Raw genomic sequence first — 26,773 nt, 5'->3', positions numbered from 1 at the left:
AAAATATGAAAAAACAGCCTTCAAGGCTGCTTACATGTTTGCGATATGCTCTTCCATTTGTTTATATTCCATTAACCCTACAACCTTTTTATCAATAACTCCCTCTTCATTAATGAAGAATGAAGTTGGAATGGACACAACCTTATATTTTTTGTTCACTTCACCATCTACATCCAATACAGTCCGAAACGTAAGTTTTAAATCACTCATAAATCCTTTTATATCCTGATCAGAATCTATATTTACGGCTAAAACAACTACATCAGGATGAGATTGTTTAATTTTTTCCATATCAGGCATCTCTTTTTTACACGGATTGCACCAGGTTGCCCAAAAGTTTAACAACACCTTTTTCCCCTTATAATCAGATAGTGTAATTTCCTTTCCATCTGGATCTTTTAATGTAAAGTCGACTGCTTCTTTGCCCTCATCAGCCTTGACAGGTGTATCAGGCTGATTCAACACTTGATAAAATGCTACTCCAATCAGTATCAGCAATAAAAGTGACCCGATGATTTTTTTCACACTAAACTCCCCCAGCCACAAATAGTATATTCCCCACCTGAAATTGTATCAGTATTTCCAATTTTACGAAAGCGTGAAAATCTCATCCTGATAACTTCATATTTACAATTAGTTATTCTAAACAAAAATAAAAAACTGACCGAAGTCAGTTTTTTATCGTTACTTAGTAGATGATGCTTCTTGTAATTTTCCTCGTAAAACCATTGGTAAGATACCGCCATGACGATAATAATCGATTTCCACATCAGAATCAAAACGAACTAAAACATCAAATTTCTTCTCTGTTCCGTCCTCTCCAACTGCAGTTACCTCGATGATGTCACGTGGTTTAACATTTTCATTAACTGGAACAAAGATTCTCTCTTTTCCAGTTAAACCAAGTGTTTTAGCGCTTTCGCCTTCTTTGAATTGAAGCGGAAGTACACCCATTAATACAAGGTTGGAACGGTGAATTCTTTCAAAGCTTTCCGCAATGACCGTTTTAATTCCAAGTAGGTTGGTACCTTTGGCAGCCCAGTCACGGGAGCTTCCCATTCCGTAATCTTTCCCAGCCAATACGATCAAGCCAGTATCATCTTTTTTATATTCCATACATGCATCATAGATAGACATCACTTCACCAGTTGGCCAATACGTTGTATATCCACCTTCAGTGCCTGGAGCAATCTGATTACGGATTCGGATATTAGCGAAAGTACCGCGCATCATAACTTCATGGTTTCCACGACGAGAACCGTATGAGTTAAAGTCACGGATAGCAACTCCTTTTTCACGCAAGTATTTACCTGCTGGTGTATCTTTGCCGATAGATCCAGCCGGAGATATATGGTCTGTTGTAACTGAATCTCCAAATAATCCGACAACGCGCAGTCCGTCAAGCGGTTTTACTTCTGTTGGGTTAGGATCCATATTTACAAAATAAGGTGGGTTTTGAATATAAGTTGAATCAAAATCCCAATTATATAAAGGTTCGTTGCTGGTTTGGATTTCATTCCATCTTGCATTGTCATCGAATACATGCTCATACTCTTTAAGGAAGAGATTAGATGTTACGGTATCCTGTACAAGTTTATTAACCTCTTCACTGGATGGCCAGATATCTTTGAAATAAATATCTTTTCCATCTTTACCTTTTCCAATTGGATCATTCTCAAGATCGATATCCACTGTACCTGCTAAGGCATATGCGACAACCAATGGCGGTGATGCCAAATAGTTTGCTTTTACTAACGGATGAATACGTCCTTCAAAGTTACGGTTACCGGATAAGACAGAAGTAACAAGTAAATCTGATTCAGAAACAGCTGCTTCAATCTCTTCCATTAATGGACCGGAGTTCCCGATACATGTAGCACAGCCATACCCAACAACATTGAAACCAAGTTTATCAAGGTATGTTCCCAGACCAGAATCACGCAAATAGCCTGTAACGACTTTTGATCCCGGAGCTAATGATGTTTTTACGTGATGTGGAACCTGTAATCCTAATTCCACAGCCTTCTTAGCAACTAGTCCAGCACCCAGCATAACATATGGGTTAGAAGTATTCGTACAGCTTGTAATGGCAGCAATGGCAATATCACCTGTTTTCATCGGCGCCTGACGGCCATCATTCAGCTGAACAGTGATTTTTTTATTAATTTCATCTTGACTAAGACCGAATCCTGCATTTCCAACCGGAGCTGTTAAAGCTTGATTGAAGGCAGATTTCATATTAGATAAAGGAATCAAATCCTGCGGACGTTTTGGACCGGATAGATTAGCCTCAATTTCTGAAAGGTCAATCTCAATAATTTTTGTATATCTTGGTTCATCACTGTTTTTATAGTAGAACAAACCGTTTTCTTTACAATATTGCTCAACAATTGCGATATGCTCTTCTGTACGTCCAGTCAAACGCATATAAGTAAGAGATTCTTCGTCAATTGGGAAGAAACCGCAAGTAGCGCCATATTCCGGTGCCATATTTGCGATGGTCGCACGATCTGAAAGTGAAAGAGCGCTCATCCCAGGGCCGAAAAATTCTACAAATTTATTAACCACACCACTTTTACGCAGTATTTCAGTAACTTTTAACGCCAAATCTGTAGCCATTGTTCCGTTTGGCAAGGAATTAATAAACCGTACACCGATAACTTCAGGTACTGGGAAATAAGAAGGTTGGCCAAGCATTCCAGCTTCCGCTTCAATTCCGCCTACACCCCATCCTAATACACCCAGACCATTTATCATGGTAGTATGTGAATCAGTTCCCACTAAAGAATCTGGGAAAGTCATATAATCGCCATCCGGCATTTCTACTGAATGTACAACATTAGCCAAATACTCAAGGTTCACTTGGTGAACAATCCCTGTATCTGGTGGAACCGCACGGTAATTATCAAATGCTTTTTGTGCCCAGCTTAGGAATTGGTAACGTTCCGCATTTCTTTCAAATTCTAAATCCATATTAATCTGCAACGCATCTGCAGTTCCATATTTATCAACCTGAACTGAATGGTCGATAACAAGATCAACCGGGATTTCAGGGTTAATTTTACCCGGATCTCCTCCGATATCAGCCATGGCTTTACGTAATGAAGCCAAATCGACTACAGTCGGTACACCTGTGAAATCCTGCAATATTACACGGGAAGGTTTAAAAGGTACATCAATATCGATTGACATTTCCTCTGTTCCCCATTTAGCAAGGTTTTCCACATGTTCCTTTTTAATAGCTCTCCCATCCTGTTGACGCAAAACGCTCTCCAGTAAAACTTTAATGGAATAAGGCAATTTGGAAACTTCTCCAACTCCTGCTTCTTCCAATACATTCAAATTGTAGTAATGATAGCGTTTACCGTCGATTTCAAAAAATCTCCGTGAATCGAACACATCATTTTTCCCCAATCAAATTACCCCCTCTAGGTAAAAGATATTACAGAATATAGTAATAAATTGTAGAAAAGTAAAACACTTTTCATTCAATCCTAATATTCTAACAATTTAATATTAATATAACCTTTCCATAAAGTAAAATATAAGTAATTTATTACCTGTCATAAGTTCTGCTTATTGGTAATTATTTTCCTGATAAAATAAAAGCCGGCCAGCAAAGTAATATTAGCTGGCCGGTACCTTATCGATATTTTTCAAATTTGTCTAAATCTGAAACCATTTTGTCTAATGTATTTCTATAATCATCCAGTTGGTCCTTTTGATGTTCACTTGCCACTTCATAAGCATTTTCAACCTGCTGATACGCCTCATTAATTTCTTCCCACAAATGTCCCACTTCATGGCCAAATTGAGGATCATGCTGCATAGATTCAAGATTTTCATGTGCATCCACCGCTCTTCTGACGCCATTTTGAGCGGATTGAAAGGCTTGAACTTTATTTTTGTGATAAGGCACGTACACCCCTCCTTAACAATATATCTTTTATGATGTACGGAAGTTTATTGCCTTATTCATGATGTGAATCAGCTTCTAAATACCCGTTATTATATACCTGTATAATCATTTAATAGGCTCTCATACTATAGGTAGGAGGGATGAATATGTCGAATAAAAACGCTAATCACCAAAAAGGCCCTAAAGATAAAAATCATTCTGGCCAACCGGCACCCTTAAGCGGTTCTCATAAAGTGAAAAACAGGCAGCATACACGTCAAAAAAATCATTCTCATCACGATATGTAACAGCATTATCTTTTCTTAAAAGACTGCGGGAGGAATTTTTTTCTCTCGCATTTTAATTCCGCTCATAGATAGTATTCAGGAAAAGATCCTCAGACTTTCAACAGAAACATTGATTATAAGGTTTTGTATTATCTTTAATGGCCTTTCCTACTGGCAGACCTAATACAACTACTAATATCCTCTATATTTTTAAATTTTCGCCTTTTAACTAAAAATATTATTATTAACTTTCCCTTTTCTCTCCCTGATTGTTTAAAATTCTTTTTCTGAAGGTTACACAGCTTACCGTTTTTGTGCGTGCTCACGATACGTTTGATTTTTCTAAGGAATTAACCTGCCTCCCGCATGTTCATGTGTAATCAATCCCTTTTGTGGTACGTATATCTATATAGAATTTTATTGAGGAGGTATTATACGACAATGGATTATGTATGGTACGCAAGTTATGGATCCAATTTATTAGAGAGCCGCTTTCGTTGTTATATAAGCGGAGGGACACCAGAGGGTTCTACAAAAAATGAACGTGGGTGTACGAATCCTGCTTATCCAGAAAAAATTGCTCCGATTTCTCTTCCTTATGAGATGTACTTCGCTGAATACTCAGGTCGTTGGGATGGCGGTGTCGCTTTTATCAATACTGATAGAGATACGAATACAAGGACATACGGTAAGAAATACCTAATTACTAGCGAACAGTTTAAACAAATTGTACAGCAGGAGAATGACAATTATAAAATGGAGATAGATCTTGAATTAGCCAAAAATGTTCATACCTATTCCTTTAACGATTCTTGGTATGGTAATATTCTCTACTTGGGTGAGACGGATGGATATCCGATTTTCACCTTTACAGATAATCGAACTATTGCTGAAAAGAACATCACTCCACCTTCTCTTCCCTATTTAAAGAATATTTATTATGGACTAGCTGATCTGTATGAAGATGATAAAAATCTAATTCAATATTTATATTCCAAAAAAGGTGTTTCTGATGCCTATTCTTTAGCTGACTTAGAAAACTATTTTAACTAAACTAAAAAAGCACTCCAATTGCAATTAAATCTCTAACAATTGGAGTGCAGCTTTTAGAGTAGTGACTGACATTATTTTAAATCAGTTCGTCAGCTTTTAATAAAAATTCCAGATCTCTTTGCTGAATAAATTGTCCTGCATAATTAGAAGGCATGTCTTGTTTTAATATTTCAATCGCTATTTTGATTGGCACCCATCTTAATACAAATCCGTCGTTAATCTCATCGTCGGTATACATCGGGTCTTTAAGTTCACCAATAGTTTTAGCAATATATCCATAAGATATCTGAAGCAGCTCTTCATTATTACGGTATTCAATAGTAAGTCCCAGTTCCTTAATATCTTCTATTAAGGTTCCTACTTCTTCTTCTACCTCTCTTTTTAATGCATCATAAATAGTTTCATTGCTTTTAATGCCTCCACCAGGCAATTTATGATAGTTTCCATTTGCAACGAATAAAAGAGCAATCTCATCACGGTCGTTAATGACTACAGCTCTGGATGCCTTTCTAATACGATATGCATGATCCGTATACTGTTCTGACGCATCATCATAAATTTCCTTGATAAGTTCCATGGTTTATGACCCCTTTTAAATCTTTCTAATAATCCACAGTATGATTATATATAATTTTAGCTTTCTGTGTAATATATTATTATACATATTCATAAATAAAACGCATAAGACCTGCCTCAAAGCTAAATATGATATAATACCCATAATCATATGTATATTTTATATATTCTAGCTGCACAGAATTATTTATTTATAATAAGATAGTGAAATTTCAGTATATATAGATAAGGTGGCTGAATGAATGACATTAAAGGAAAAAGCAGTACAATTTGCAACGGAGGCACATGCCGGACAAGTACGTAAGCTGTCAAATGAACCCTATATTATACACCCTTTGCAGGTGGCTAAAACTCTTGAAGAGGCTGGTTTTTGTGAAGAATTGGTGATTGCAGCATTACTGCACGATACTGTGGAGGACACAGATACAACGATTGAACAGATTGAAAAGGAGTTTGGACCTAAAATCGCGCATTATGTTTCTGCTCATACAGAGGACAAAACAAAAACCTGGGAAGAACGTAAGCAGCATACACTTGAGCTTGTTAAAGAAGCGCCTCTTGAAGTAAAGGCTCTTATTGTTGCTGATAAATGGGATAACCTAAAATCCATGACTGCCGGACATGAATTATTGGGGAGTGAAATTTGGAACTGCTTTAAAAGAGGACTGGATTCTCAGGAATGGTATATCAGAGGGGTTGCAATGAATAGCTTTTATGGTTTGGACGACAAAGAGATTCCGGAGTTTTTCCATCAATACGTTAAAGACGTAAATAGCTTTTTTGATTCTATAAAAGATAGTAACAACAAATAATTTGTCAAACACAGCCATAATAACCCGGGGACCTATTAAGGTCCTATTTTCAATCAAACGCTATTTCCGTAAAAGAAAACCTCTTCATAAAAAGAAGAGGTCAAATAGAGAAGTATTTTTCAAATGGACTGACGTCTATTTTTTCAATTTCTAATTTTTTTCGAAGAAATTTGTGATCACGTTTTGGTGTTGCTAGAATATACCCTTTAATAATAAGATCCATCGTTATCTTATTAGCCTTTTCTTTAAGTGCAAGTTCACCGATTCTCCCTACGATTTTATGCCTTGCTACATCTCGAAATAATTCAGGAACCGGGCTTACTAATTCTTCTAGAAAATCTTTTTCTTCCTGATTCCATAGATGCCTTGTCTGATTAACAAATTCAACTTCCCAGTCCATATCTGATTTTCCATCTTCTTTGGGCAGTTTTTTTAAGAACTTTCGAAACATAAAAAATCCACCGATGGCCATAAAACCAATCATAAAGACAACCCAAAACAGGATGAACCATAAAAACCATCCTTCTAACATAAATCATTCACCCCAGTTAAGTAATACACAATCCCCTAATTTAACAATCATTTTCCATGTATTATTATAACAAAGAGTTGGAAACCTTCAACTAAATTGACTAATAATTACTAAATTGTTTGTACAAAATTCGTATAAGGGAACCTCCATTCCTAACATGGATTTTGGAGAAAAATAAAAAGAATTGCAGGAAAAGGGTGTATTACGTAAATATATCAAAGATTTTGGGCTTTTCTCTATTGTTTTCCCTTGTTAATTGAGATTGTTTTTAATTGTCAGAATTATCAATCTCTGATATAACTAAAGATAACAATCTGACTGTATTAAAGAAGTAATGAATATACTGTATAGTTTCCTCATATCATTCAATCTAGATATTTCTTTAATCTAATCAGGGATTGTGGTTATTTTTGTTAAGGGTCAGATTGGTTTGTTGCATTTCCACTACTTTAAGGAGGTCTTTACTTAATGGGAAAAAAAGTACACAGACGCAGGGAAGTCAGACGATTACTTCGAGAAGAATTAAAGAAGATGGAATCAATAACCAAGCAACAGCCTAATGAACAATTAACGCCAATCGGTGCAATGAAAAATTAATCTGGCGCTATCGCCTATCGAACTAAAGCACCCAGAATACATGTATTCTGGGTGCTCTTTTCTTATTATGACATTTTTTATGTATAGACCATAAATTTTCGACAACCAAGAAAAAAATATGTAAAAATACACTTGAAAATAAAATTTATTTCTTATTCTCTATGTCAATATTACCATAGCATTTCACACCTCTATTACCTGATTTTACAAAATTTCTATGTTTCTTCCTAAAAACGCTGGGTATGTAATAGATTGTACGAGCAATCGCTCAAAAAAATACTATTATATACGGAGGTATAGATATGTTTTTTCATAAAAAAGAACTTCAATTTGAAGCTAAACCAACTAGACCAGATCCATTGATGGCAAAGAAAATTCAAGAACTGATTGGTGGACAATATGGTGAAATGTCCGTTATGATGCAATATTTGTTCCAAGGCTGGAGCGTACGCGGCAACGAAAAATATAAAGACCTTTTACTTGATATCGGTACTGAAGAAATTGGTCACGTTGAAATGTTAGCAACTATGGTCGCACGTCTTCTTGAGGATGCACCGCTAAAAGATCAGGAAAAAGCTATGGCTGACCCGGCAATCGGTGCAGTATTAAGCGGAATGAACCCACAACACGCGATTGTATCCGGATTAAACCCTCGTCCTCAGGATAGCCTTGGTAATCCATGGATGGGCAGTTACGTAACTGCAAGCGGAAACTTATTAGCTGACTTCCGCGCCAACCTAAATGCTGAATCACAAGGTCGCCTGCAAGCTGTTCGTATTTATGAAATGACTGATGATCCAGGAATTAAAGATATGCTTTCCGTTCTTATTGCACGTGATTCTTATCACCAAAATCTATGGGCAAAAGCAATCGCTGAATTAGAAGAACAAGAAGGATTACTTGTTCCAAGCACATTCCCACGTGAAAAAGAACGCTTAGATATCGCATACTCTTTATATAATTTCTCTGAAGGCGAAGAAAGCAGTACTGGAACGTGGGCAAGCGGTGAAGCTCCGGATGGACAAGGTGAATTCCGCTATGAAGCTGTCGTTCCACCTGCAGAAGGCGCAAAACCAATGTTAAAACCAGCTCCACTTGAAACACATAACACATTGCCAATGGACACAGATAAATCAATCTTATAAACGCTAATGTATATTTTTGATTAGCATACAAAAGGACTTCAGAATAAGTGTTATTCTGAAGTCCTTTTTTCATAGATATTTCCCATTGATTCCCCTGCTCTTCTTGTCCTTATTTTACTATTGCATCCCCTATTGGTGAATATCGTAAAAATTCCTTCATTTCTATGTGTCATTTAAAAAGAATATCGAATCGCATTTTATTTCTGTACTGTAAAGTAATCTAAATTCCGGGGAACATTAGCCACTCATTCCATGTTCTATAAAAAACATCCCCCCTCCCCCATTAATCGATAATATTTACCTATCGTATCTAAGTAATAAAACAATGCTTATTCATTAACTATCTCACTTCTATCGGCAAGTCCAATTCGAGTGAATAGTTGTATTTCATTAATTCTTTATGATATCAAAAGAAGATATTGAGTAAGTCTACCTTTCTTTATTAATTTATTATCTTAAAAGAATCCTTCGCTCTCTTTTGGATATGCTAAAGGCATATTTAGTGAAAAAGAATGGAGGTTTCTTCATGAATAATCCACATATGAAAAAACTCGATGATATCGAAAAGGAATATCGGACAAATAGTAAGCTTGGCTTAAGCGACGCACAAGTAGCGGAACACCAAGCGAAATACGGACTTAATCAATTAAAAGGAAAGAAACAGAAGTCGCTCGTCCAACGTTTTTTTGAACAATTTAAGGATATCATGGTCTTGATTCTAATCATCGCGGCTGCGGTTTCCTTTTTCGTCGCCCTTAAAGGCCATGATACAAAGGAATATATTGAACCAGTTGTTATTTTAAGTATTGTTATATTGAATGCTGTACTTGGAGTTGTTCAGGAGAATAAGGCGGAAAGATCACTCGAGGCACTACAGAACCTTTCCTCTCCACGGGCAAAAGTCATCCGTAATGGAAAATTAACCGAGATTGAAGCAAGCCAGATTGTGCCTGGTGATCTAATCGAATTTGAAGCTGGTGATTTCATTCCGGCTGATGGAAGATTAGTTGATGCAGCTTCCTTGAAAATTGAGGAGTCAGCTTTAACTGGAGAGTCCGTTCCAGTTGAAAAGGATCAGAATGCAACAGTTAATGAGGATGCACCCCTTGGAGATCGAGTGAATATGGTTTTTTCAGGCAGCAGTGTTTCCTATGGTCGCGGAAAAGCAATTATAACTGGAACCGGAATGGATACACAAATGGGCAAGATTGCCGAATTGCTTGAATCAGCTGACCAAGGTCAGACACCTCTGCAACAAAAACTAGGCAAGCTAGGAAAGTACCTCGGCTTGCTGGCGCTTGCCATCAGTATTGTAATCTTTGCTATCGGATTCTTCTCTGGAATGCCGATACTCGAGATATTTATGACTGCAGTATCCTTAGCAGTCGCTGCTATTCCAGAAGGTTTGCCAGCAATTGTCACAGTCGTTTTAGCACTCGGCGTCCAGCGAATGGTCAAAAGAAATGCTATAATCCGCAGGCTTCCAGCAGTTGAAACTTTAGGAAGTGCCTCTGTTATTTGCTCTGATAAAACAGGTACACTTACACAGAATAAAATGACAGTCATCAAAGCCTGGGTTAAAGGTGAACCAGAAGATATAACTGACCATGTTTCCGGTCCAATTAAATCCTTGCTTCGCCTTGGTTCACTTGCATCAAATGGGACCGTTGAAATCGTAGATGGAGAAGAAAAGCACATCGGCGATCCAACAGAGACTGCTATCCTTTCAGCAGCGCTTAAGAATCAAATGACAAAAGAAAGCCTCCATGAAGCAGCACCCCGTGTTGGTGAGATTCCTTTTGATTCTGACAGAAAGCTAATGACAACCATCCATGTAATAGAAGGAAAACCTTATGCATTAACAAAAGGTGCTTTTGATGTATTGATGAACCGTTGTAAAACTGGTGATTTTGAAGCTGCCAAGAGAATTAACAACCAAATGACGGATGAAGCTATGCGTGTTATCGCTGTTGCTTTTAAGGAACTTGACAGTGTTCCTGATCACCCTAATAGCGATGAGATTGAGCATGATTTGCACTTTGTCGGCTTGCTTGGAATGATTGATCCTCCACGTGCAGAAGCTAAGGATGCCGTACAGGTTTGTAAAAGAGCTGGTATACGCCCGGTTATGATCACAGGTGACCATATTGGAACAGCAAATGCCATTGCCAAAGAACTCGGTATATTAAATGCCGGACAAAAGTCTCTTAGTGGTGCAGAACTTGAAAAAATGAGCGATCAAGCATTAAATGACTCAATCGATGAGTACTCTGTTTATGCACGTGTGTCACCGGAAGATAAAATACGGATTGTCCGCGCCTGGCAGCAAAAAGGTGCAATCGTATCAATGACAGGTGACGGGGTTAATGATGCTCCTGCCTTGAAGGCAGCTGATATCGGTTGCGCGATGGGTATAACGGGGACGGATGTCGCGAAAGGAGCATCAGATATGATCTTGACGGATGATAATTTTGCGACAATTGTCGATGCAGTAAAAGAAGGTCGCGGTACCTATGATAATATCCGCAAAGCCATTCAATTCCTGCTTGGCACTAATATGGGTGAGATATTTATTGTTTTCATTGCCATGATTATTTGGCAACAAACACCGCTCCTTGCCATCCATCTTTTGTGGCTGAACTTAGTGACAGACGGACTTCCTGCACTCGCTCTTGGAATGGAACCTGTTGAAGAAGATATTATGAAGAGGAGACCGAAGCCAAAAGCAGAAGGAATTTTTGCAGGTGGGCTCCTTTACCGGATTGTCCTTCAGGGGTTGATGTTTGCTGTACTTTCCTTAATCGGCTTTTATCTGGCAGGAGTCAATCTGAACTCATTAGGCGCTGCCCAAACAATGGCTTTTCTAGTTTTATCACTTTCGCAGCTCTTTCATGTTCTAAATGTAAGAACAACCAAATCTATTTTCCAATCCGATATTCGTGAAAATAAATATATGATTCTTGCCCTGCTTGCTTCACTTTTACTTATAGTTGCGATTGTATTTATACCACCGCTTGCTTATATTTTCGAGGTAACTCCTCTTCCTTCTGAATACTATCTGATCGCGCTTGGACTTGGATTTGTTCCAATCATTGTAATTGAGATTGAAAAACTGATCAGAAGAACTAAGACAACCTAATTTCCAGCAGTTAAAAAGCACCCGATTGGGTGCTTTTTATTCGGCTAATCCATTCGGTTTTTCTGATTCTTTTCCCCTTGGTGTTACTAGAATAGCCTCTAGCTATTTTTACTTGGCTGTTTTCGTAAGTATTGTTGCTATTGATTAACGCTTGTTTTTATGAAAATAGCCACCTCCAAAAAGGAAGTGGTTGTACTTGTTATTGGACTAACTCTCCTGTTTGTTTAAGTACATTCCTTCACAAATATTATAAATAAAATCTCATTTAACTATACTATCTACCAAAAAATAAGGTAACAGCTCAACATCGAGCTGTTACCTATTTTTCACTTCAAAGAGCTATAAAACTTCATCTTCTTTTCTTTCTATTTTGTTCTTTAAATTTCTTGAAATTTTTCATGCCGCCTATGCTACTAAACATTTCATTTGCCTTTTCTTTTTCAATCATTTTAGAATTCAAACCTTGATACTTAGTCTCTTTTTTTAGTTTCCAGTAGCTTTCTAGCCTTTCAATTGACAAAAATCCATCTTTCATTGCTTTTTGTACTGCACAGTTTGGCTCATGTTGGTGTGTACAATCATTAAATTTACAATCATTAGCAAGGTCTTCAATATCAGAAAAAGACTTGGTTAAATCTGCACTTATAATTCCAAGCTCTCTCATACCAGGAGTGTCTATAACAACACCTAAATTTTGCAACATAATTAATTCACGGCTTGTAGTAGTATGTTTGCCTTTATCATCATTCCTTATTTCATTTGTATCTAATAAGTTTTGGCCGATAAGGCAATTAATTAAGGTTGATTTCCCAACTCCAGATGAACCTATAAACGCTACTGACTTCCCATTTGAAAGATACTTTTTTAAAGATTGGCATCCTTCATCAGAAGTATTTGTTGTAACAATCACATCTATACCAATTGCAATAGAATATATTTCATCAAGTCTTGATGCTATATCATCACATAAATCTGACTTTGTAAGTACAACAACTGGGTTTGCACCACTGTCCCAAGCGATAGAAAGATAACGCTCTAGTCTACGCAGATTATAATCATTGTTCAGTGACATACAAATAAAAACCGTATCAATATTTGTAGCGACAATCTGAATATCTTTTTTGGTTCCTACCATTTTACGTCCAAATACGCTTTTTCGTGAAAGTATATGATGAATAATTCCGTTCCCCTTTGAATTATTTGTTCTGTCGATCATAACAAAATCTCCAACAGCAGGATATTCAGAAATTCCTGTTACATTATAGCGATACTTACCGGATATCTCAGCAACAACCTCACCACTTTCTGTAATCACCTTATATAAATTTTTAGATTGTGATGAAACTCGCCCAATAAAAAGGTCTTTATATATTGTAGACTCCTGTATGAATTCTTCAGTAAGTCCTAAATTTTTCATATCAATATTATTCAATTTCATTTCCTCCTAAAGTTTAGATAATAACTTTTGGGAGGTTTTATGCATTAGTTTATTTTGTGCATACCTCCCTATTTGTTACAATCTCCACATTTCGCTTGCTATACATAAACACAGCAGCTCCTTTCATTACTTATAAGTTTTATATTAGTACAATCCAACTCTAATGTTCAACACAAATTAAACAATGTTCTTTCACTAAACTGACCCGTTAGCAGCAAAAGAAAAGGCCGTCAATTTGACAGCCTTTTCTTTTGCTAATATCCCTGTTAACTCAATAAGAATCCCTGAATTGAAACATAAAAAACAAAACCAGAAACACCAATAGACATATAACCCCAAAATGCTTTTTTATCTTTTTGAAGCTCAATTAGTCCCGTAGTCAATATGAAAAAACTTAGTACCATCATTAAATAAGGCATATACTCAAAGTTCTTAGTTATTAGACCAAAAAACGCTAATGCAAGAACACCTATCGATAAAATAATTCTTAATGTTTTTAGCATATTTCTCTCCCCTTACAACAAGTCATATCCCCAAGTTTTTGTCTAATCATATCACATTTACATTATTATTCTATTCAATTCCTTCTTGAGCTAACCTGCCCCTTTACTTCCATAAGGAGTTCAACAGAAAAGGACATTAATCCTTCTTGGATCAACTCCCTGTTAGTTCAATTAGTATTTAGATAATCTAAGACAATATCAACTCTTTCATTGACTGAATAATCCCCTTCAATTTTTAATACTGGACAAGATAAGTCTGCCATCCAATGCTCGTGCAATTTTTTACTTCTAACTTTCATTCCCGCACTATCATAAAGAGAAGCCCACTCTAAAAAAGTTTTCGATTGTTCATATTTGCTTCCGCCAGTTAATATTTGACTTCCATAACGCTCATATTCCCTCTGCTTTAACCTTTCAAGCCTTATATCTTGCGGAACCCATAAGAATATAACAAGGTCAAAATAACTTTTAAAGTTATCACCCCAACCACACACTGCACCAGAAAGAATCCAGTTTTCATTAAGTAATAAATCTTTTTCAAGCATTTCTCTTCTTTTAGGTACTTCTCTTTGTTTAGTAAATTTAGTTGTCCAAAAGTAGTCATCAGTATCAAGATGTGTATGAGGTAAGACCTTTGATAATGAAGAACCGAGCGTTGAAGTACCAGAACCAGAGGCTCCCAATATGTGTATTTTTTCTTTCATTTTCCCCATCCTTAATCATAGGCTTCTTCAACTCTTCTGCCCCTTTAGTTCAATAAGCTATAATAGCCAAAAATATTTATCCCTGCTTAAAGACTATGTATTATTTTGACGCTGTTAGCAAAGTGCTAATTGATAAATTTAATTCTTCTTTAAAGTTTTCCTCATATAGTTTCAATGAGGAATAACTAACTGATTGCATCAATATTCCTTTCAACCCAGTCTTCATATATAAATACTACCATTCGGGCTATTTTCAAGTCTGGTGTCTTTTCTTTAAATCCTGGTACTCTATGTGCTGAATACATATTTCGCCAATCCTTCAAACTCTTCCAGTACAAATTATAATCTTTCTCACTTAACTCTATGTTAGACAAAATAATTGGCTTTAAATCACCATCTAATCCAAGCTTCTTCCAGTGTATTTCATTTTCGTCAGTGCCAAAATTCATACACCAGAGATTAATTAACTGAAAGTAATGTGCATCTATTGTATACTTCCAAAATTCCTGAGAACCAAATCTACATAGGTTATCAAATTTCTCATTTAAATATCTAAAACTAGAATAAATGGCATAAAAAGCTTTTTAGTATTTCAAGCTGTTCATCCAAAACCGACTCATTAAAATTCATGTTACTCTCCCTGAAATTTATTTACTGGTTTTATCCCTAATTCGTTGATCGTCTTTTAGTCGTTGGTATGTTCTAATATCAATTATTCGCCATATTTTGTTCAAGTCATTCTTCCGCTAACCTGCCCCGTTTGTTGAACAAGCCATCTTAATTCAACTGTACCACAAATTGGATATTTATATCCTTTTATTCAAGAGCAACAATCTATGCGAAAACAGCCTTTTATTTTTATGATCTTCCTCAAAAATATCTTCAATTTAAAATACGGTTGTATTTTGTGAAACAAATTCAACACAATTAACATGATTCGGGTTAAAACAGCCAAAATTAAAAAAACGACCAAAGGTCGTTTTTTATCATTTATACGGAAGTAACCGGATTATTACCTGCCTGTGTATCATTTAAGATGTTCTCAAACTTCTTATATTGCATATACATCGCTATTCTCCATGGCACAATCATTGAAAAAGCCAATAGCCAGAACATTCCTCCTGTTTCACCCAAATCAATTGATGAACTTAAAAATACCTTAAGGATGGTTCTGATTAAAATGAGTCCTATAAGGACAATTCCAAAAGCTTTCGACCGTTTCATATATATTTGTTTATCTTTAATTTCAAATTTGGATGTCTTTATTAAAAATATGGAAAAAAACATGCCCAGTATGATTGCCTCGAGTATTTCCATTCCAGTTAACCGAAAATATGGGAATACATACATAAGTGCACCGGTACTCATAAAAAACGGCGGCAATATAATCTTTTTGATAGAAGCCGGTTTTTGAGATGCCTTCATCCTTACTGCAAAAACAAAAAGTCCCATTATCACTGCAAGTATTGTAGATACTGCAAACATCATATATCATCATTCCTTTTAGCATACATTAATTTCAAACGTTTAATACGATTTATGTTAATCCAAGACACGCTTGACCGCATCTATTACCCTTATCTCTTCAAATGGTTTTATAATAAAGTCTTTTGCACCCGCTTCTATAGATTCTCTGACAATCTTTTGCTGACCCATTGCCGAACACATAATAATTTTGGCATCCGGGTATTTACCCTTAATTACTTTGGTCGCCTCTAATCCACTCATTAATGGCATCGTTACATCCATAGTAACCAAATCAGGCTTATACTTTTCATATAGATCAATTGCCTCTATACCTGATTCTGCTTCTCCAACAATGTGATGATTTCCTTTTTTAAGGATAGCTGCCAACGTCAACCGCATAAACTTTGCATCATCCACTATTAGAATATTAGCCATCTTTAGTTCCCCCTGTTACAAAATAAAAGTATAACTCTGTGCTGAATATGATTAAAACTAGTTAAAAACCACTCCATCCTCCGAATAAAGCGATAAAATAGGAGCTTATTTTGGTCATCCAATCAAAAAACAAAACGATTCCCATCAGAATCATTAACATTCCGCCTGCCTTCATAACTTTATCCGAGTTACGTTTGATCCAGCTTAATTTCCCAATAAAAAAAGACATAATAAAAAACGGAATAGCAAATCCTAAAATATAAGCTAACATGTAGAACATACCAGATTCCGGGTTGGTTCCGGTCATCCCAATGACAACCATTAAAATAGGTCCAGTACATGGAGTCCATCCTGCTGCAAAGGCAATTCCTATTAAAATTGATCCGATATAACCACCCGGACGATTTTTAAATTCAAAACGGTGTTCTTTCATAAGAAACTTCGGTTGAAAGAAGCCAATTATAATTAAGCCAAAAAAGACTATAAGAATAGCACCTAATTGCCGGATAATATCCCCATAGTTTTCAAAGAAGGTTCCAATATAAGATGCACTGAATCCCAGTGCTATAAAAATAATGGAAAATCCAATTAAGAAAAAGAAAGTATGTAATAGACTCCTTTTATGCATCATCGCGTTATCATTTTTTAATTCTCCAACCGACATTCCTGTTATATATGAAAGAAAGGCCGGATAAAGCGGAAGACAGCATGGAGATATAAAGCTGAGGAAACCTGCTCCGAATGCCAAAAATATATTAATATCACCCAAATGAAATTACCCCCACTGTTTCTAATTCATTCCACCTTACATTGTACCAAATTACTCCATATAAAGTAACTGTCTGAGCAGATGATAAAGAGTATAGTTTTATTTTTTCAATATATTTTACATTTTTAGTAAAATTTATGTATAATAGTTTTACCGCAATTCTTTTCTGTAAGAATATGTTATAACCTTGTAAATTTAAACATAATCCACTAAACGAGGAAGGATCTGCAACCATGGATAATCAAGAGTTGTTAGATAAAATAGAAATCAAGCGTGCAGAACTAGTTACTATCGTCTCTCAGAATGGATTATCATCTCAAACAACCATTCAATATAGCCAGGAACTCGATCATCTGTTAAACAACTATCAACCTGAAAAAACATACAATAGATCAAAAATATCATGTTAAGCTAAAGTAAGAAAAACCTAAACACATAAGGATAGAATAGAGTTAGAAGAACTCATTCTTTTTCCATTAAAACACTGTTCAAACAGTTTCAGGAATCACCCAAAAGTATATTTCAGAAAAACAATAAATCGCATCCGATTCATCGGATGCGATTTATTTAGTTAGAGTCTTTATTTCAGCTTACATCTTTGTTGAAACTTGAACGGATACCATTTTGAAGTAAATACATTTTATAATAAAGCCCTTGCTTAGCCAGCAGTTCCTGATGTGTTCCCTGTTCAACAATTTGGCCTTGATGCAAAACAAGTATAAGGTTAGCATCTTGGATTGTGGAAAGACGGTGGGCAATTGCAATTGTCGTTCTGCCCTTTCTCATTTTTTCCAGGCTTTTTTGAATAGCCTCTTCAGTTTCTGTATCAATATTGGCAGTCGCTTCATCAAGAATAAGAATTTTAGGATCTCTCACGATTGTTCGCGCGAAGCCAATCAACTGCCTTTGACCGCTCGAAAATGTTGCTCCCCGCTCCACTACTAAATGATTATATTTATCAGGTAGCTTTTCAATGAAGGATTGCGCCTGAACAAATTTAGCTGCCTCTTCTATTTCATTGTCCGTTATTGTTTGATCATGCAAACTGATATTATCTCTAACAGACCCATAGAATAAGAAAGCATCCTGTAATACAAGCCCCATCTTCCCCCGCAGTTCTTCATTTGAATAACTTTTGATGGATTTCCCATCAATTAATATATCTCCTCTATTAAATTCATAGAAACGCATGATCAAATTTATGATAGAACTTTTTCCACTACCCGTATGTCCAACAAGTGCAACTGTTTCGCCCTCATTGACTTTAAAGGAGATGTTTTTTAGTACATCTCTCTTTCCATCATAAGAAAAACTAACATTTTTAAATTCAACGACACCCAGCTCGATTTTATACGTTTGAATGCTCTCTGCCCCGGGGGCTAACTCTTTTTCATCCAAAACAGCAAATACTCTTGATCCAGCCACAATTGCCTGCTGATATAAGGATAATCTTTGCATCACTTGGTTAACTGGTTCAAAAAAACGATCAATATAGTTTACAAACGCATACAAAACACCTATTTCAACTACTGAATTCATCGAGTTGATCCCAAAGTAACTGAGCACAAGAACAATCGCAAATATATATACTAGATCTATCGCTGGCCTTAGCAATAACCCATCTATCTTAATATTCCTCATTCCTGCTTCATAATGTTTTTGATTAATCTCCTCAAACTCATCCTTTAAGCGTTTCTGCTGGCGAAACACCTGAATTATAGACATCCCCTGGAGAGATTCATTTAAATTGGCGTTCAACTGGCTTAGCCTTTCCCTGAGTTCTTGATAAAAAACACTGCTGAATTTACGATAAAATCTCATAAGCAAATATAAAATGGGCAGGATGAATAAACAAAACACAGCAAGCCTAACGTTCAAAATAAACATCGCAATAATCGTCCCTATCACGAAAAATCCACTGGATATAAAAGCTGCAATCACAGTCACAAACATATCCTTAATTGCTTCTGTATCATTAGTAATCCTGGATACAATTGCTCCTGCTGGTGTTTTATCAAAATATCTCAATCCAAGGCTTTGTACTTTACTGAAAACATCAACCCTAAGCTGCTGAATAATTTTTAAAGCGACAAGCTGGAACGAAAACTCTTGAAAATAAGTAATAAACATTTTAGCAAACAGGAGTATCAAATACCCGATTGCCAAAATAGCTATTGGCTTATACTGCATATTCATTGGCGTTAAATAATCATCAATGAATATCTTCACTAAAATAGGTCCTGTGATGTCAGCCACTGTCGCAAGAAATAATAAGAAAAATGCTCCTATTAATCTCTTTTTATATGGTTTCGCATAGGACAAGAGACGGAAGAGAATTGCTCGCTGTTCTTTTCCTGTTATTGATTTAAGTTCATCCATCTCTTATCCCCCCTGCTCCACTAATTCTTCTAATTGTTGCTGTTGGTACATTTCTTTATACCAGCCTTCCAAGTCCATTAACTCCCTATGCGTACCTTTTTGAACGATTTTACCGTCCTTCAGAACAATGATTAGATTGGCATGCTGGATAGCACTTAACCGATGGGATGTGATAATCGTTGTTTTGTGTACTCTGTTTTCCTTTAAATTCTGGAGGATTGTTGCCTCTGTTTTGGCATCGACTGCCGATAGTGAGTCATCCAGAATTAAGATTTCAGGATCAAGCATCAATGCCCTTGCTATACTGATTCTTTGCTTTTGACCACCAGAAAGCGAGACTCCACGTTCACCTACAACCGTATTATATCCTTCCGTAAAGCCTTCAATATCAGAATGAATATATGAAAGAATTGCCGCCTCCTTAATTTCTTCTTGGGTAGCATTCGGTTTAGCAAAGGCGATATTCTCACCAACTGTTGCTGAAAATAAAAAAGGATCCTGTGGTACATACCCAATTGCTTCTCGTAAGGATTTCAACGTATAATTTTGGACTTCGTGTCCTCCAATGCTTATGCACCCTTCTGTTGTCTCAAATTCCCTAATCAGTAATTTTAATAAAGTCGTTTTACCTGCACCAGTTTTCCCAACTATTCCGAGAGTTTCCCCTTTTTTTATCGTAAATGAGAGATCCTCCAGTACAGGTTCCTTTTCATCAGGATAAGTAAAGGATGAAATCTCAAATTCTATATCACCACTGGCTTGTTCGTTAAGAGCGCCAGTTTTATCAAAAATATCGGTTTTTTCAGCTAGGAGTTCAGTAATTCGATCATAAGATGCGTTCCCCCGTTGCACGATATTAAATAAGAATCCAAAAGCGAGCATCGGCCAAATCAATAATCCTAGATAGGTTGAAAAAGATACAAGTTCACCAATCGTCAAACTGCCCTCCATCACATATTTCGCGCCAACAGCGATTGAAATAAAATAAGAAAGTCCCGCCATTACACTGATAGTTGGATCAAACAAGGCATCTATACGCGCCACCGATATGTTTTTATCCACTACATCATTAGAGGAAGACCGAAAGGATTCAATATCCTCTCTTTCCTGGCCAAAGGTCTTGATCACTTTAATCCCATTTATGCTTTCCTGGGTCTTGTCATTCAATTCAGAAAAGGCAGCCTGAGCAGCCCTAAATCTTTTATGTAATAGCTTCCCATAATAGCTTGTTGAGATGGCAATAACGGGCATAGGAAGCAATGCAAACAGCGTTAAACGCCAATCAATAAAGGCCATGGCCAGAACAACAAACCCACCGGTCGTTAGCGAATCAACTAAGGATAGGACACCGCTTCCTGCGGTTTGCTGGATTGCATTTAAGTCATTGGTCGCATGTGCCATCAAATCTCCGGTGCGCTTACGCTGGTAAAAGGATGACGGCATATTCGTGAAATGATCAAATAATCGATAACGAAGTTCTCTTGCTAACTTCACGGCTGAACCAAAGATCTTGATTCGCCAAAAATATCTTAATATGTACATACCAACGCCCGAAGCAATTAAAATAGCAGTCAATTTCGAAAGACCTGCACCTGTCAGAGAATCATTATTAATCTGATCAACTACAATTCCTATAATTCTAGGTGGAATCAGCTGCAAAATAGCTACGAATAATAACATAATGATGCCAATTATGTATGCTTTTTTTTCTTTCTTAAAAAACCATTTTAGCTTTACAAAGATCTTCACAAATGCCCTCCTTTTCTCTTTTATAAGGCCTCCTTATTTTAGCAAATCAAATAAACCAAAGGAAGATTATTTTAAACTTTCCGAATAATTATACAGGTGTATTTTAGGATTGCTTTACAAACTTAATTAGAATATTTGGTATATTTTGTTATAAAAAGCTAACTATCTAACTAAATAAGTGATATAATTGTGATATCACTTTGATATATAGGAGGCATTAAGATGGTTGAAAAGAAGGCAGTTAAAATGAATGGTTATTTAGGCGTCCTTGCAGGGTTGGTCATTATCAGCATTAGTGCTTATATGTTGATAAATGGATCAACTGTACTTCCAATCGTATTATTAATAGCTGTTGCCGTATTATTGTCTGGCATCACCATTGTCCAACCAAACGAAGCAAAAGTATTAACATTTTTCGGAACATATGTAGGAGTCATACGCGAGCAAGGTCTATGGTTGGCAATACCTTTTACCATCAAATCCAGCGTTTCACTGCGCGTCATCAATTTCAATAGCGATACCCTAAAGGTAAATGATTTAGAAGGTAATCCGATTGAAATAGCTGCCGTGGTGGTATACCGTGTCAATGATAGTGCGAAGGCAACTTTTGATGTGAAGGATTACAAAGAGTTTGTACAAATCCAAAGTGAAACGGGAATTCGTCATATCGCAAGCCAATACGCCTATGATCACTTTGACAAAGAAACCGATCTGTCACTACGGAGAAATAGTGATGAAATTGCTGTTTTTTTAGCAGAGGATTTACAAAAACGTTTAGAGGTAGCTGGTGTGGATGTGCTTGAGGCACGAATCATGCATCTAGCCTATTCTTCTGAGATTGCTTCCGCTATGTTACAAAGACAACAGGCCCAGGCTGTGCTGGCTGCCCGTAAGGTAATTGTTGATGGTGCCATTGGAATGGTGAAAAGTGCGATCGACCAATTGGCGGATGAAGATATTGTTGAACTTGATGAAGACAAGAAAGCACAAATGGTCAACAACTTAATGGTTGCAATTGTTTCAGAAAAGGGAACGCAGCCAATTATTAATACAGGAAGCATTCACTAGGTTTTTAAGATGGCCAAAAGAAAAGCATATCCGCTAAGAATTGATCCTAAACTTTATGACGCACTTGAAAAATGGGCAGATGATGAACTTCGCAGTGTAAATGCTCAAATAGAAATCCTCTTAAAAGAAGCCGTAAAAAAAACAGGCCGATTGAAGGATGATTAAGAACAACAAGAATAAATTCGAGACTATTAGATAGCCAGAAGCATAGTTAGAACGTTTGTTTAAAATAATACAAACGTTCTATTTTTATTGTGGTGATTTAATAAACCTCTCTTTTACCATTCCTATTGACGTTTTTTGAGCACACATAAAAACCACCAGTCTATGTTTGCTCAATGTCAAAATCCCCGTTTCTACATTAAGGAATTCAACTAAAAAGAGCATTAATGGTGCTGCACCTCATTTAAATAAATACTCCCCCTATATTTTTACTTTCTTAATGAACTAACCTGCCCCATTTCAACCATATGAGTTCAACATAAAGGGACATTAATCCTGCTTAAATCAACATCCCTGTTACTTGAATAAGATATTATATTTTCATTCTTGCTTTGTCCTGTGAATTACTCTATTCACATTATATTTTGAACGATAATACTTACAATCTCAGATTTAGATAATGTCCCATCTACAATTAGGTCAGAATTCGGCTTTGTTGTATTTATCATATCCAGATACCCCTGCCTTCCTCTAAGAATGTAGTTATCTAGATCCAGCATAATATCCTCGGTAGAACCATCTTTAAAGTCACGAATTATTCTCCGTGCCATTGCAATGTCCAACGGGGTATCAATAAACACTGCAAAATCAATTAATTCTCTTGTTTTAGTATGTAAATAAGCAAATGGAAAATCTAAAATGATGTAATCTAGTGGTTCAGTAACTAACTTCTTTATATCTCTAATGAGTGGTGATAAGTCCCAATCATCAGGATTAGAACCATTATCAACCCATTCAATAAAGTTATCGGGACCATCAAAATCATAATCATCAAAAGATATTGTTTTACTATTTTGCAACTGTCCTTTTAGGTAAGAAGTTATTGTTGTTTTGCCCCCACCCGAAACCGCAGCAATTGAAATCACAAACGGAAATTTCCTTTTCATAAAATCCTCCGACTTTTCGAATGTCTTCGTCCGCTAATCTGGCCCATTTCTAAAATAAGAAATTCAATAGAAAAGGGCATTAATTCTTCTTGGTTTAACACCCTTTAATGAAATTATACTGTAGTCAGGTAAAAACCTATTTTCATTCCATTTCTACATGTTTCATATAAAATTCTATTGCTTGGTTAAGCCATTTTTGCTCATTTTCTGTGAATGGTGAAGGTGCGAGTTGTTCAAACTCTTGAATATCGAGTTCTTCTACGTCAGCATCAGCTAGATTTTGCACCAAATCTTCACCAAGAAACGCAAAAGACTCTTCAAGATACATTTTAATCACTTCTTGCACTTCAGGATGGTCGATAGGTTTACCGTATAATTGTTTCACTTGCTTATTTAACTCAATGAAGGTTTGATCTAGGGCTAGTTTTTCTTCTTCAGATTTCTTTGCTATTCCTTCCGCTACATCAGATAAGTTATGCCGTTCCATCCATTTGTATTGCATATTGTCCATCTCTGTACTATGGATAAGGCTGAATAACACTGTACTATCAACTTCTCCCTCTTTCTCAAGTATCATAATCACTCTCTTAACAGCAGTCATTGAACGCTCAATTCGTTCTTTTTCTTTTTCTAGTGCTCGAAAGTGGAGGTTTAAAGTCTTATTTAAATCATCTGAAAAACTTGATTCACCTAATAATCCAGCAATCTTAACCAAGTTATATCCAAGAAACTTTAAACTTAAGAGTTTTTGTAACGTTAAAGTATCTTGATGTCTGTAAATACGATGACCTGATGTTGGATTCTTCTTTGGCTGTAAAAGACCGATTTCATCATAATAATGTAGAGCTCGAATAGGTATTCCTGTCTTTTCCGAAAATTCACCAATGGAATATTCTATATTCCCTTTCATCAACATCCCTCCCCATAAATATTTAAGCTCATGATAAAACCTCACGTAACTAGAGGTTCAAGAGGAATTTTGATAATTATAATGCAAATCCTAAAACATTCTTATTCAGCTAACCGCCCCTTTAGCCGCATAAGAAAAGACCGTCAATTTGACAGCCTTGATTTTCTGCTATTACCCCAGTTTGTATAAGTACGTTTAATTGGAAATACCAAAAGGTAATTCCACAATCATAACCAATCTTTCACATATGTAACAAGTCCTAAAACTGCACCTAAACTAGAAGCAACAAACACAATAGCTATATTATTAGATTTACTATGACTATGCTTTTCATTACTCATTCTGATATCACCCCTCACTAATTATCCTTATTATACCATTTATGTGATTTTAGTTTATTTATCTTATTCAGCTAACCTGCCCGTTTCTACAATAAGGAGTTCAACATAAAAGAGCATAATCCTCGATACTTTGAGAGAAACTCTTAACGTTCCTTGCTCTCGAACTGGTAAACCTTTTTTATCACAAAGATGTAAGTATCCTTCTATTACCTCTTTTAACAACATAAAAAGACCATCTCCTTCTGAATATTTCTCAGAAAAAAGACGGTCTGATGGAAGATTAACCAATTTGACTTATGTATCTCCAAAAAGATAAACCAAATTACAAAAATTAATCTATACAGTATGGTGACAACACCTTAGAATCCCAGATGGAACAAGGCTTATTTCCCTTGTTGTTTGTTCATCGCATTCATCATTTGATTTACTTTCTTTTGGGATGGCTTCATACCCATTTGTGTCATCATCATTTTAATCATTTGTTCATTGATTGGTGGGTTTTTCTTTAAATAGTCCATCATGTATTTACGAGCGATAAAGAATCCTAAAGCCACACCAGCAATCAAAGCAATCACTGCCGTAAGAATATAATATCCCATAACCTAAACTACCTCCTCCGTGCTGTCACAAAGACATTGTACTAAACCAAAGTAATAATACCATAATTATTGTGATATTTCTATCAGATTTTGACACAAACAGACATAATAGAATAAATTCCACGGCATTTATAACGATCTTATAGTGGAATCTGTTTTATTCTACTTCATACATATAACCTCTGTTTAATAGGTCTGAGCCATGCGCAACGTTCCTTAGTTATATCCAAGGCTAAAAAATATGGATTCCACTGCCTGAGCCATTCAAAAAATATGGTCTCACATTCATACGTTCCAGTAGCATGCAGAATCAATGAATGATTGCGATATCCTAAGCTTGCTTCGCTTTGGCCGACATTTCGCTTTCTGATATAATATACCCCATTTTCCATATAACAATCTTTATTTTCCATTAGTTGATTTTCCATAAAAGAGGTAAAAAGCTGTGCATGAATCTTTTTAGTAACAAAGTTAATTTGCCTGCGGAGTATTTTTTTCTTATCCCCTTCAGATTGTTCATAATCCTGGAATAAGTTAAAAAACATATATTCTCGTCCATAATAATGACGTGCAAATTCATTCTCTATTAAATAAATAATATAAGTGCGCATACTCTTACCTCCAATTCTCTTTACATATAGTATAAAAAACTATTGTTGCATATTATGTAAAATGAACGTGCAGAGTTGTTCTAATTTTGTCGAGTAAATATTTTTTTGATTTTTCAAATTAATCTCTTATACCCATTATACATATGATTTACTCTTATCACCATTGATCATCTGTATAATTCTGTAATTTGACTGGCTACATATTCAGAACTGAAATGAAGTCCGTCTTTTATCCACCATATGATAATTCCCAATACTGATAAGCTAATATATCCGGTGATAGACTTTTTCTAATTTAGGGGCAAGTGATGCTTATTATTTCATGACATTATTGAGTGTCATCGCATTAATGATTACATTTTTTGTACCTTCTAAAAATTATATCCATTCCCCACTCGCTAGGATCAAGGGCAGCTGAGGAAAATAAAATTGATATATTTCATATTTTTAAATGGATTAGCCTACAGACATAAACACTTTAAATAAGCTTGTTTACAAAAAGCCTGGACCCATAAGTCCAGGCTTTTTACTTATTTATCCTTCAAAAATCAAATTAGCCAGTACTCCGTTTTCTGCTGGAATCCTCCAAAAACCGGTTGCCGTTATCTGATATCTACTTTATAGCAAGAATATGACCAGTACTGGATTAGCT

General features: G+C 36.0%; 28 protein-coding genes. 9 read left to right on the top strand and 19 right to left on the bottom strand.

From position 1 onward, the window contains the following. Nucleotides 1-30: 30 nt before the first annotated feature. The 3 genes from F7984_RS08945 to F7984_RS08935 all read right to left on the bottom strand — a co-directional run bounded on the left by F7984_RS08945 (nt 31) and on the right by F7984_RS08935 (nt 3,919). A complete protein-coding gene (locus F7984_RS08945; RefSeq protein WP_066103947.1) occupies nt 31-525 on the bottom strand; it encodes a TlpA family protein disulfide reductase in 495 nt (164 codons plus the stop codon). Between the two features lie 159 nt (nt 526-684). Further along, nucleotides 685-3,414, bottom strand: a complete 2,730-nt coding sequence (gene acnA / locus F7984_RS08940) for an aconitate hydratase AcnA (RefSeq protein WP_066103949.1) — start codon at nt 3,412-3,414, stop codon at nt 685-687. A 229-nt stretch (nt 3,415-3,643) separates the two neighbouring features. Then, nucleotides 3,644-3,919: a hypothetical protein gene (locus F7984_RS08935; RefSeq protein ID WP_066103951.1), complete on the bottom strand. Its 276-nt coding sequence runs from the start codon at nt 3,917-3,919 to the stop codon at nt 3,644-3,646. Between the two features lie 146 nt (nt 3,920-4,065). On the opposite strand from F7984_RS08935, the gene F7984_RS08930 reads away from it, so the two are divergent. Both F7984_RS08930 and F7984_RS08925 read left to right on the top strand, forming a co-directional pair. After that, a complete protein-coding gene (locus F7984_RS08930; RefSeq protein ID WP_077248027.1) occupies nt 4,066-4,206 on the top strand; it encodes a small acid-soluble spore protein P in 141 nt (46 codons plus the stop codon). Nucleotides 4,207-4,626: 420 nt separating this feature from the next. After that, nucleotides 4,627-5,238, top strand: a complete 612-nt coding sequence (locus tag F7984_RS08925) for a hypothetical protein (RefSeq protein WP_066103954.1) — start codon at nt 4,627-4,629, stop codon at nt 5,236-5,238. A gap of 76 nt (nt 5,239-5,314) precedes the next feature. Here F7984_RS08925 and F7984_RS08920 read toward each other — a convergent pair whose 3' ends face one another. Further along, complete coding sequence (locus F7984_RS08920) at nt 5,315-5,815, bottom strand: NUDIX domain-containing protein (RefSeq protein ID WP_066103956.1); 501 nt, start codon at nt 5,813-5,815, stop codon at nt 5,315-5,317. Nucleotides 5,816-6,056: 241 nt separating this feature from the next. Here F7984_RS08920 and F7984_RS08915 point away from each other — a divergent pair, with 241 nt between their 5' ends. Then, nucleotides 6,057-6,626, top strand: a complete 570-nt coding sequence (locus F7984_RS08915) for an HD domain-containing protein (RefSeq protein ID WP_140461422.1) — start codon at nt 6,057-6,059, stop codon at nt 6,624-6,626. Between the two features lie 100 nt (nt 6,627-6,726). On the opposite strand, the gene F7984_RS08910 is transcribed toward F7984_RS08915, so the two are convergent. Continuing rightward, on the bottom strand, nt 6,727-7,158 hold the full coding sequence (locus F7984_RS08910) for a DUF2621 domain-containing protein (protein ID WP_140461421.1): 432 nt from the start codon (nt 7,156-7,158) through the stop codon (nt 6,727-6,729). A 468-nt stretch (nt 7,159-7,626) separates the two neighbouring features. On the opposite strand from F7984_RS08910, the gene F7984_RS19530 reads away from it, so the two are divergent. The 3 genes from F7984_RS19530 (at nt 7,627) to F7984_RS08900 (ending at nt 12,039) form a co-directional block, all read left to right on the top strand. Further along, the gene (locus F7984_RS19530) at nt 7,627-7,755 is read left to right on the top strand and encodes a hypothetical protein (protein ID WP_257469051.1); all 129 of its coding nucleotides are present in this window, start codon (nt 7,627-7,629) and stop codon (nt 7,753-7,755) included. A gap of 302 nt (nt 7,756-8,057) precedes the next feature. Beyond that, the gene (locus F7984_RS08905; protein WP_066103961.1) at nt 8,058-8,900 is read left to right on the top strand and encodes a manganese catalase; all 843 of its coding nucleotides are present in this window, start codon (nt 8,058-8,060) and stop codon (nt 8,898-8,900) included. Between the two features lie 526 nt (nt 8,901-9,426). After that, nucleotides 9,427-12,039 carry a calcium-translocating P-type ATPase, PMCA-type gene (locus F7984_RS08900; RefSeq protein WP_192796843.1) on the top strand — a complete coding sequence of 871 codons (2,613 nt, stop codon included), beginning with the start codon at nt 9,427-9,429 and terminating at the stop codon, nt 12,037-12,039. A gap of 349 nt (nt 12,040-12,388) precedes the next feature. Here the strand turns inward: F7984_RS08900 and rsgA are convergent, their stop codons facing one another. From rsgA to F7984_RS08865, 7 genes are all read right to left on the bottom strand, one after another. Continuing rightward, nucleotides 12,389-13,477, bottom strand: a complete 1,089-nt coding sequence (gene rsgA, locus F7984_RS08895) for a ribosome small subunit-dependent GTPase A (RefSeq protein WP_225983692.1) — start codon at nt 13,475-13,477, stop codon at nt 12,389-12,391. Nucleotides 13,478-13,743: 266 nt separating this feature from the next. Continuing rightward, a complete protein-coding gene (locus F7984_RS08890) occupies nt 13,744-13,980 on the bottom strand; it encodes a DUF3953 domain-containing protein (protein WP_140461420.1) in 237 nt (78 codons plus the stop codon). Nucleotides 13,981-14,147: 167 nt separating this feature from the next. After that, entirely contained in the window at nt 14,148-14,684 is a 537-nt protein-coding gene (locus tag F7984_RS08885; protein WP_066103966.1) for an ATP-binding protein, read from the bottom strand. Nucleotides 14,685-14,869: 185 nt separating this feature from the next. Then, the gene (locus F7984_RS08880; protein ID WP_140461419.1) at nt 14,870-15,133 is read right to left on the bottom strand and encodes a hypothetical protein; all 264 of its coding nucleotides are present in this window, start codon (nt 15,131-15,133) and stop codon (nt 14,870-14,872) included. A gap of 541 nt (nt 15,134-15,674) precedes the next feature. Beyond that, nucleotides 15,675-16,172: a CcdC family protein gene (locus F7984_RS08875; RefSeq protein WP_139891987.1), complete on the bottom strand. Its 498-nt coding sequence runs from the start codon at nt 16,170-16,172 to the stop codon at nt 15,675-15,677. A 54-nt stretch (nt 16,173-16,226) separates the two neighbouring features. Beyond that, complete coding sequence (locus F7984_RS08870; protein WP_139891988.1) at nt 16,227-16,586, bottom strand: response regulator; 360 nt, start codon at nt 16,584-16,586, stop codon at nt 16,227-16,229. A gap of 61 nt (nt 16,587-16,647) precedes the next feature. Beyond that, nucleotides 16,648-17,355: a cytochrome c biogenesis CcdA family protein gene (locus F7984_RS08865; protein WP_066103982.1), complete on the bottom strand. Its 708-nt coding sequence runs from the start codon at nt 17,353-17,355 to the stop codon at nt 16,648-16,650. A 233-nt stretch (nt 17,356-17,588) separates the two neighbouring features. Between F7984_RS08865 and F7984_RS08860 the strand changes: the two genes are divergently transcribed. Beyond that, nucleotides 17,589-17,765 carry an aspartyl-phosphate phosphatase Spo0E family protein gene (locus F7984_RS08860; RefSeq protein WP_139891989.1) on the top strand — a complete coding sequence of 59 codons (177 nt, stop codon included), beginning with the start codon at nt 17,589-17,591 and terminating at the stop codon, nt 17,763-17,765. A gap of 175 nt (nt 17,766-17,940) precedes the next feature. On the opposite strand, the gene F7984_RS08855 is transcribed toward F7984_RS08860, so the two are convergent. Both F7984_RS08855 and F7984_RS08850 read right to left on the bottom strand, forming a co-directional pair. Further along, nucleotides 17,941-19,734, bottom strand: coding sequence for an ABC transporter ATP-binding protein (locus F7984_RS08855; protein WP_140461418.1), 1,794 nt, complete (start codon nt 19,732-19,734; stop codon nt 17,941-17,943). 3 nt (nt 19,735-19,737) lie between these two features. Beyond that, entirely contained in the window at nt 19,738-21,483 is a 1,746-nt protein-coding gene (locus F7984_RS08850) for an ABC transporter ATP-binding protein (RefSeq protein ID WP_140461417.1), read from the bottom strand. A 222-nt stretch (nt 21,484-21,705) separates the two neighbouring features. Here F7984_RS08850 and F7984_RS08845 point away from each other — a divergent pair, with 222 nt between their 5' ends. Both F7984_RS08845 and F7984_RS08840 read left to right on the top strand, forming a co-directional pair. Next, nucleotides 21,706-22,551: an SPFH domain-containing protein gene (locus tag F7984_RS08845; protein WP_139891992.1), complete on the top strand. Its 846-nt coding sequence runs from the start codon at nt 21,706-21,708 to the stop codon at nt 22,549-22,551. 9 nt (nt 22,552-22,560) lie between these two features. Next, a complete protein-coding gene (locus F7984_RS08840; protein ID WP_140461416.1) occupies nt 22,561-22,716 on the top strand; it encodes a type II toxin-antitoxin system antitoxin in 156 nt (51 codons plus the stop codon). A 410-nt stretch (nt 22,717-23,126) separates the two neighbouring features. On the opposite strand, the gene F7984_RS08835 is transcribed toward F7984_RS08840, so the two are convergent. From F7984_RS08835 to sirA, 5 genes are all read right to left on the bottom strand, one after another. Further along, nucleotides 23,127-23,660, bottom strand: a complete 534-nt coding sequence (locus F7984_RS08835; protein ID WP_139891993.1) for a nucleoside/nucleotide kinase family protein — start codon at nt 23,658-23,660, stop codon at nt 23,127-23,129. 142 nt (nt 23,661-23,802) lie between these two features. After that, nucleotides 23,803-24,570, bottom strand: a complete 768-nt coding sequence (locus F7984_RS08830) for a MerR family transcriptional regulator (protein ID WP_139891994.1) — start codon at nt 24,568-24,570, stop codon at nt 23,803-23,805. A 404-nt stretch (nt 24,571-24,974) separates the two neighbouring features. After that, on the bottom strand, nt 24,975-25,136 hold the full coding sequence (locus tag F7984_RS19015) for a hypothetical protein (protein ID WP_192796842.1): 162 nt from the start codon (nt 25,134-25,136) through the stop codon (nt 24,975-24,977). Nucleotides 25,137-25,294: 158 nt separating this feature from the next. Beyond that, a complete protein-coding gene (locus F7984_RS08825; protein WP_066103996.1) occupies nt 25,295-25,510 on the bottom strand; it encodes a YneF family protein in 216 nt (71 codons plus the stop codon). A 167-nt stretch (nt 25,511-25,677) separates the two neighbouring features. Beyond that, the gene (gene sirA, locus F7984_RS08820; protein ID WP_066103999.1) at nt 25,678-26,121 is read right to left on the bottom strand and encodes a sporulation inhibitor of replication protein SirA; all 444 of its coding nucleotides are present in this window, start codon (nt 26,119-26,121) and stop codon (nt 25,678-25,680) included. Between the last annotated feature and the right edge of the window lie 652 nt (nt 26,122-26,773).

The organism is Pradoshia sp. D12, assembly GCF_008935075.1.
In the GTDB taxonomy this organism is placed as follows: Bacteria; Bacillota; Bacilli; order Bacillales; family Pradoshiaceae; genus Pradoshia.
This window is presented reverse-complemented; position numbering and strand designations above follow the sequence as displayed.

Coding starts and splice junctions, on each gene's coding strand:
- F7984_RS08830 (WP_139891994.1), bottom strand. CDS start 24,570: ATGAAAGGGAATATAGAATATTCCATTGGTGAATTTTCGGAAAAGACA.
- F7984_RS08860 (WP_139891989.1), top strand. CDS start 17,589: ATGGATAATCAAGAGTTGTTAGATAAAATAGAAATCAAGCGTGCAGAA.
- F7984_RS19530 (WP_257469051.1), top strand. CDS start 7,627: ATGGGAAAAAAAGTACACAGACGCAGGGAAGTCAGACGATTACTTCGA.
- sirA (WP_066103999.1), bottom strand. CDS start 26,121: ATGCGCACTTATATTATTTATTTAATAGAGAATGAATTTGCACGTCAT.
- F7984_RS08840 (WP_140461416.1), top strand. CDS start 22,561: ATGGCCAAAAGAAAAGCATATCCGCTAAGAATTGATCCTAAACTTTAT.
- F7984_RS08875 (WP_139891987.1), bottom strand. CDS start 16,172: ATGATGTTTGCAGTATCTACAATACTTGCAGTGATAATGGGACTTTTT.
- F7984_RS08925 (WP_066103954.1), top strand. CDS start 4,627: ATGGATTATGTATGGTACGCAAGTTATGGATCCAATTTATTAGAGAGC.
- F7984_RS08885 (WP_066103966.1), bottom strand. CDS start 14,684: ATGAAAGAAAAAATACACATATTGGGAGCCTCTGGTTCTGGTACTTCA.
- F7984_RS08845 (WP_139891992.1), top strand. CDS start 21,706: ATGGTTGAAAAGAAGGCAGTTAAAATGAATGGTTATTTAGGCGTCCTT.
- F7984_RS08855 (WP_140461418.1), bottom strand. CDS start 19,734: ATGGATGAACTTAAATCAATAACAGGAAAAGAACAGCGAGCAATTCTC.
- F7984_RS08930 (WP_077248027.1), top strand. CDS start 4,066: ATGTCGAATAAAAACGCTAATCACCAAAAAGGCCCTAAAGATAAAAAT.
- F7984_RS08900 (WP_192796843.1), top strand. CDS start 9,427: ATGAATAATCCACATATGAAAAAACTCGATGATATCGAAAAGGAATAT.
- F7984_RS08870 (WP_139891988.1), bottom strand. CDS start 16,586: ATGGCTAATATTCTAATAGTGGATGATGCAAAGTTTATGCGGTTGACG.
- F7984_RS08835 (WP_139891993.1), bottom strand. CDS start 23,660: ATGAAAAGGAAATTTCCGTTTGTGATTTCAATTGCTGCGGTTTCGGGT.
- F7984_RS08920 (WP_066103956.1), bottom strand. CDS start 5,815: ATGGAACTTATCAAGGAAATTTATGATGATGCGTCAGAACAGTATACG.
- F7984_RS08880 (WP_140461419.1), bottom strand. CDS start 15,133: ATGAATTTTGGCACTGACGAAAATGAAATACACTGGAAGAAGCTTGGA.
- F7984_RS08905 (WP_066103961.1), top strand. CDS start 8,058: ATGTTTTTTCATAAAAAAGAACTTCAATTTGAAGCTAAACCAACTAGA.
- F7984_RS08915 (WP_140461422.1), top strand. CDS start 6,057: ATGACATTAAAGGAAAAAGCAGTACAATTTGCAACGGAGGCACATGCC.
- F7984_RS19015 (WP_192796842.1), bottom strand. CDS start 25,136: ATGTTGTTAAAAGAGGTAATAGAAGGATACTTACATCTTTGTGATAAA.
- F7984_RS08910 (WP_140461421.1), bottom strand. CDS start 7,158: ATGTTAGAAGGATGGTTTTTATGGTTCATCCTGTTTTGGGTTGTCTTT.
- F7984_RS08890 (WP_140461420.1), bottom strand. CDS start 13,980: ATGCTAAAAACATTAAGAATTATTTTATCGATAGGTGTTCTTGCATTA.
- rsgA (WP_225983692.1), bottom strand. CDS start 13,477: ATGAAATTGAATAATATTGATATGAAAAATTTAGGACTTACTGAAGAA.
- F7984_RS08825 (WP_066103996.1), bottom strand. CDS start 25,510: ATGGGATATTATATTCTTACGGCAGTGATTGCTTTGATTGCTGGTGTG.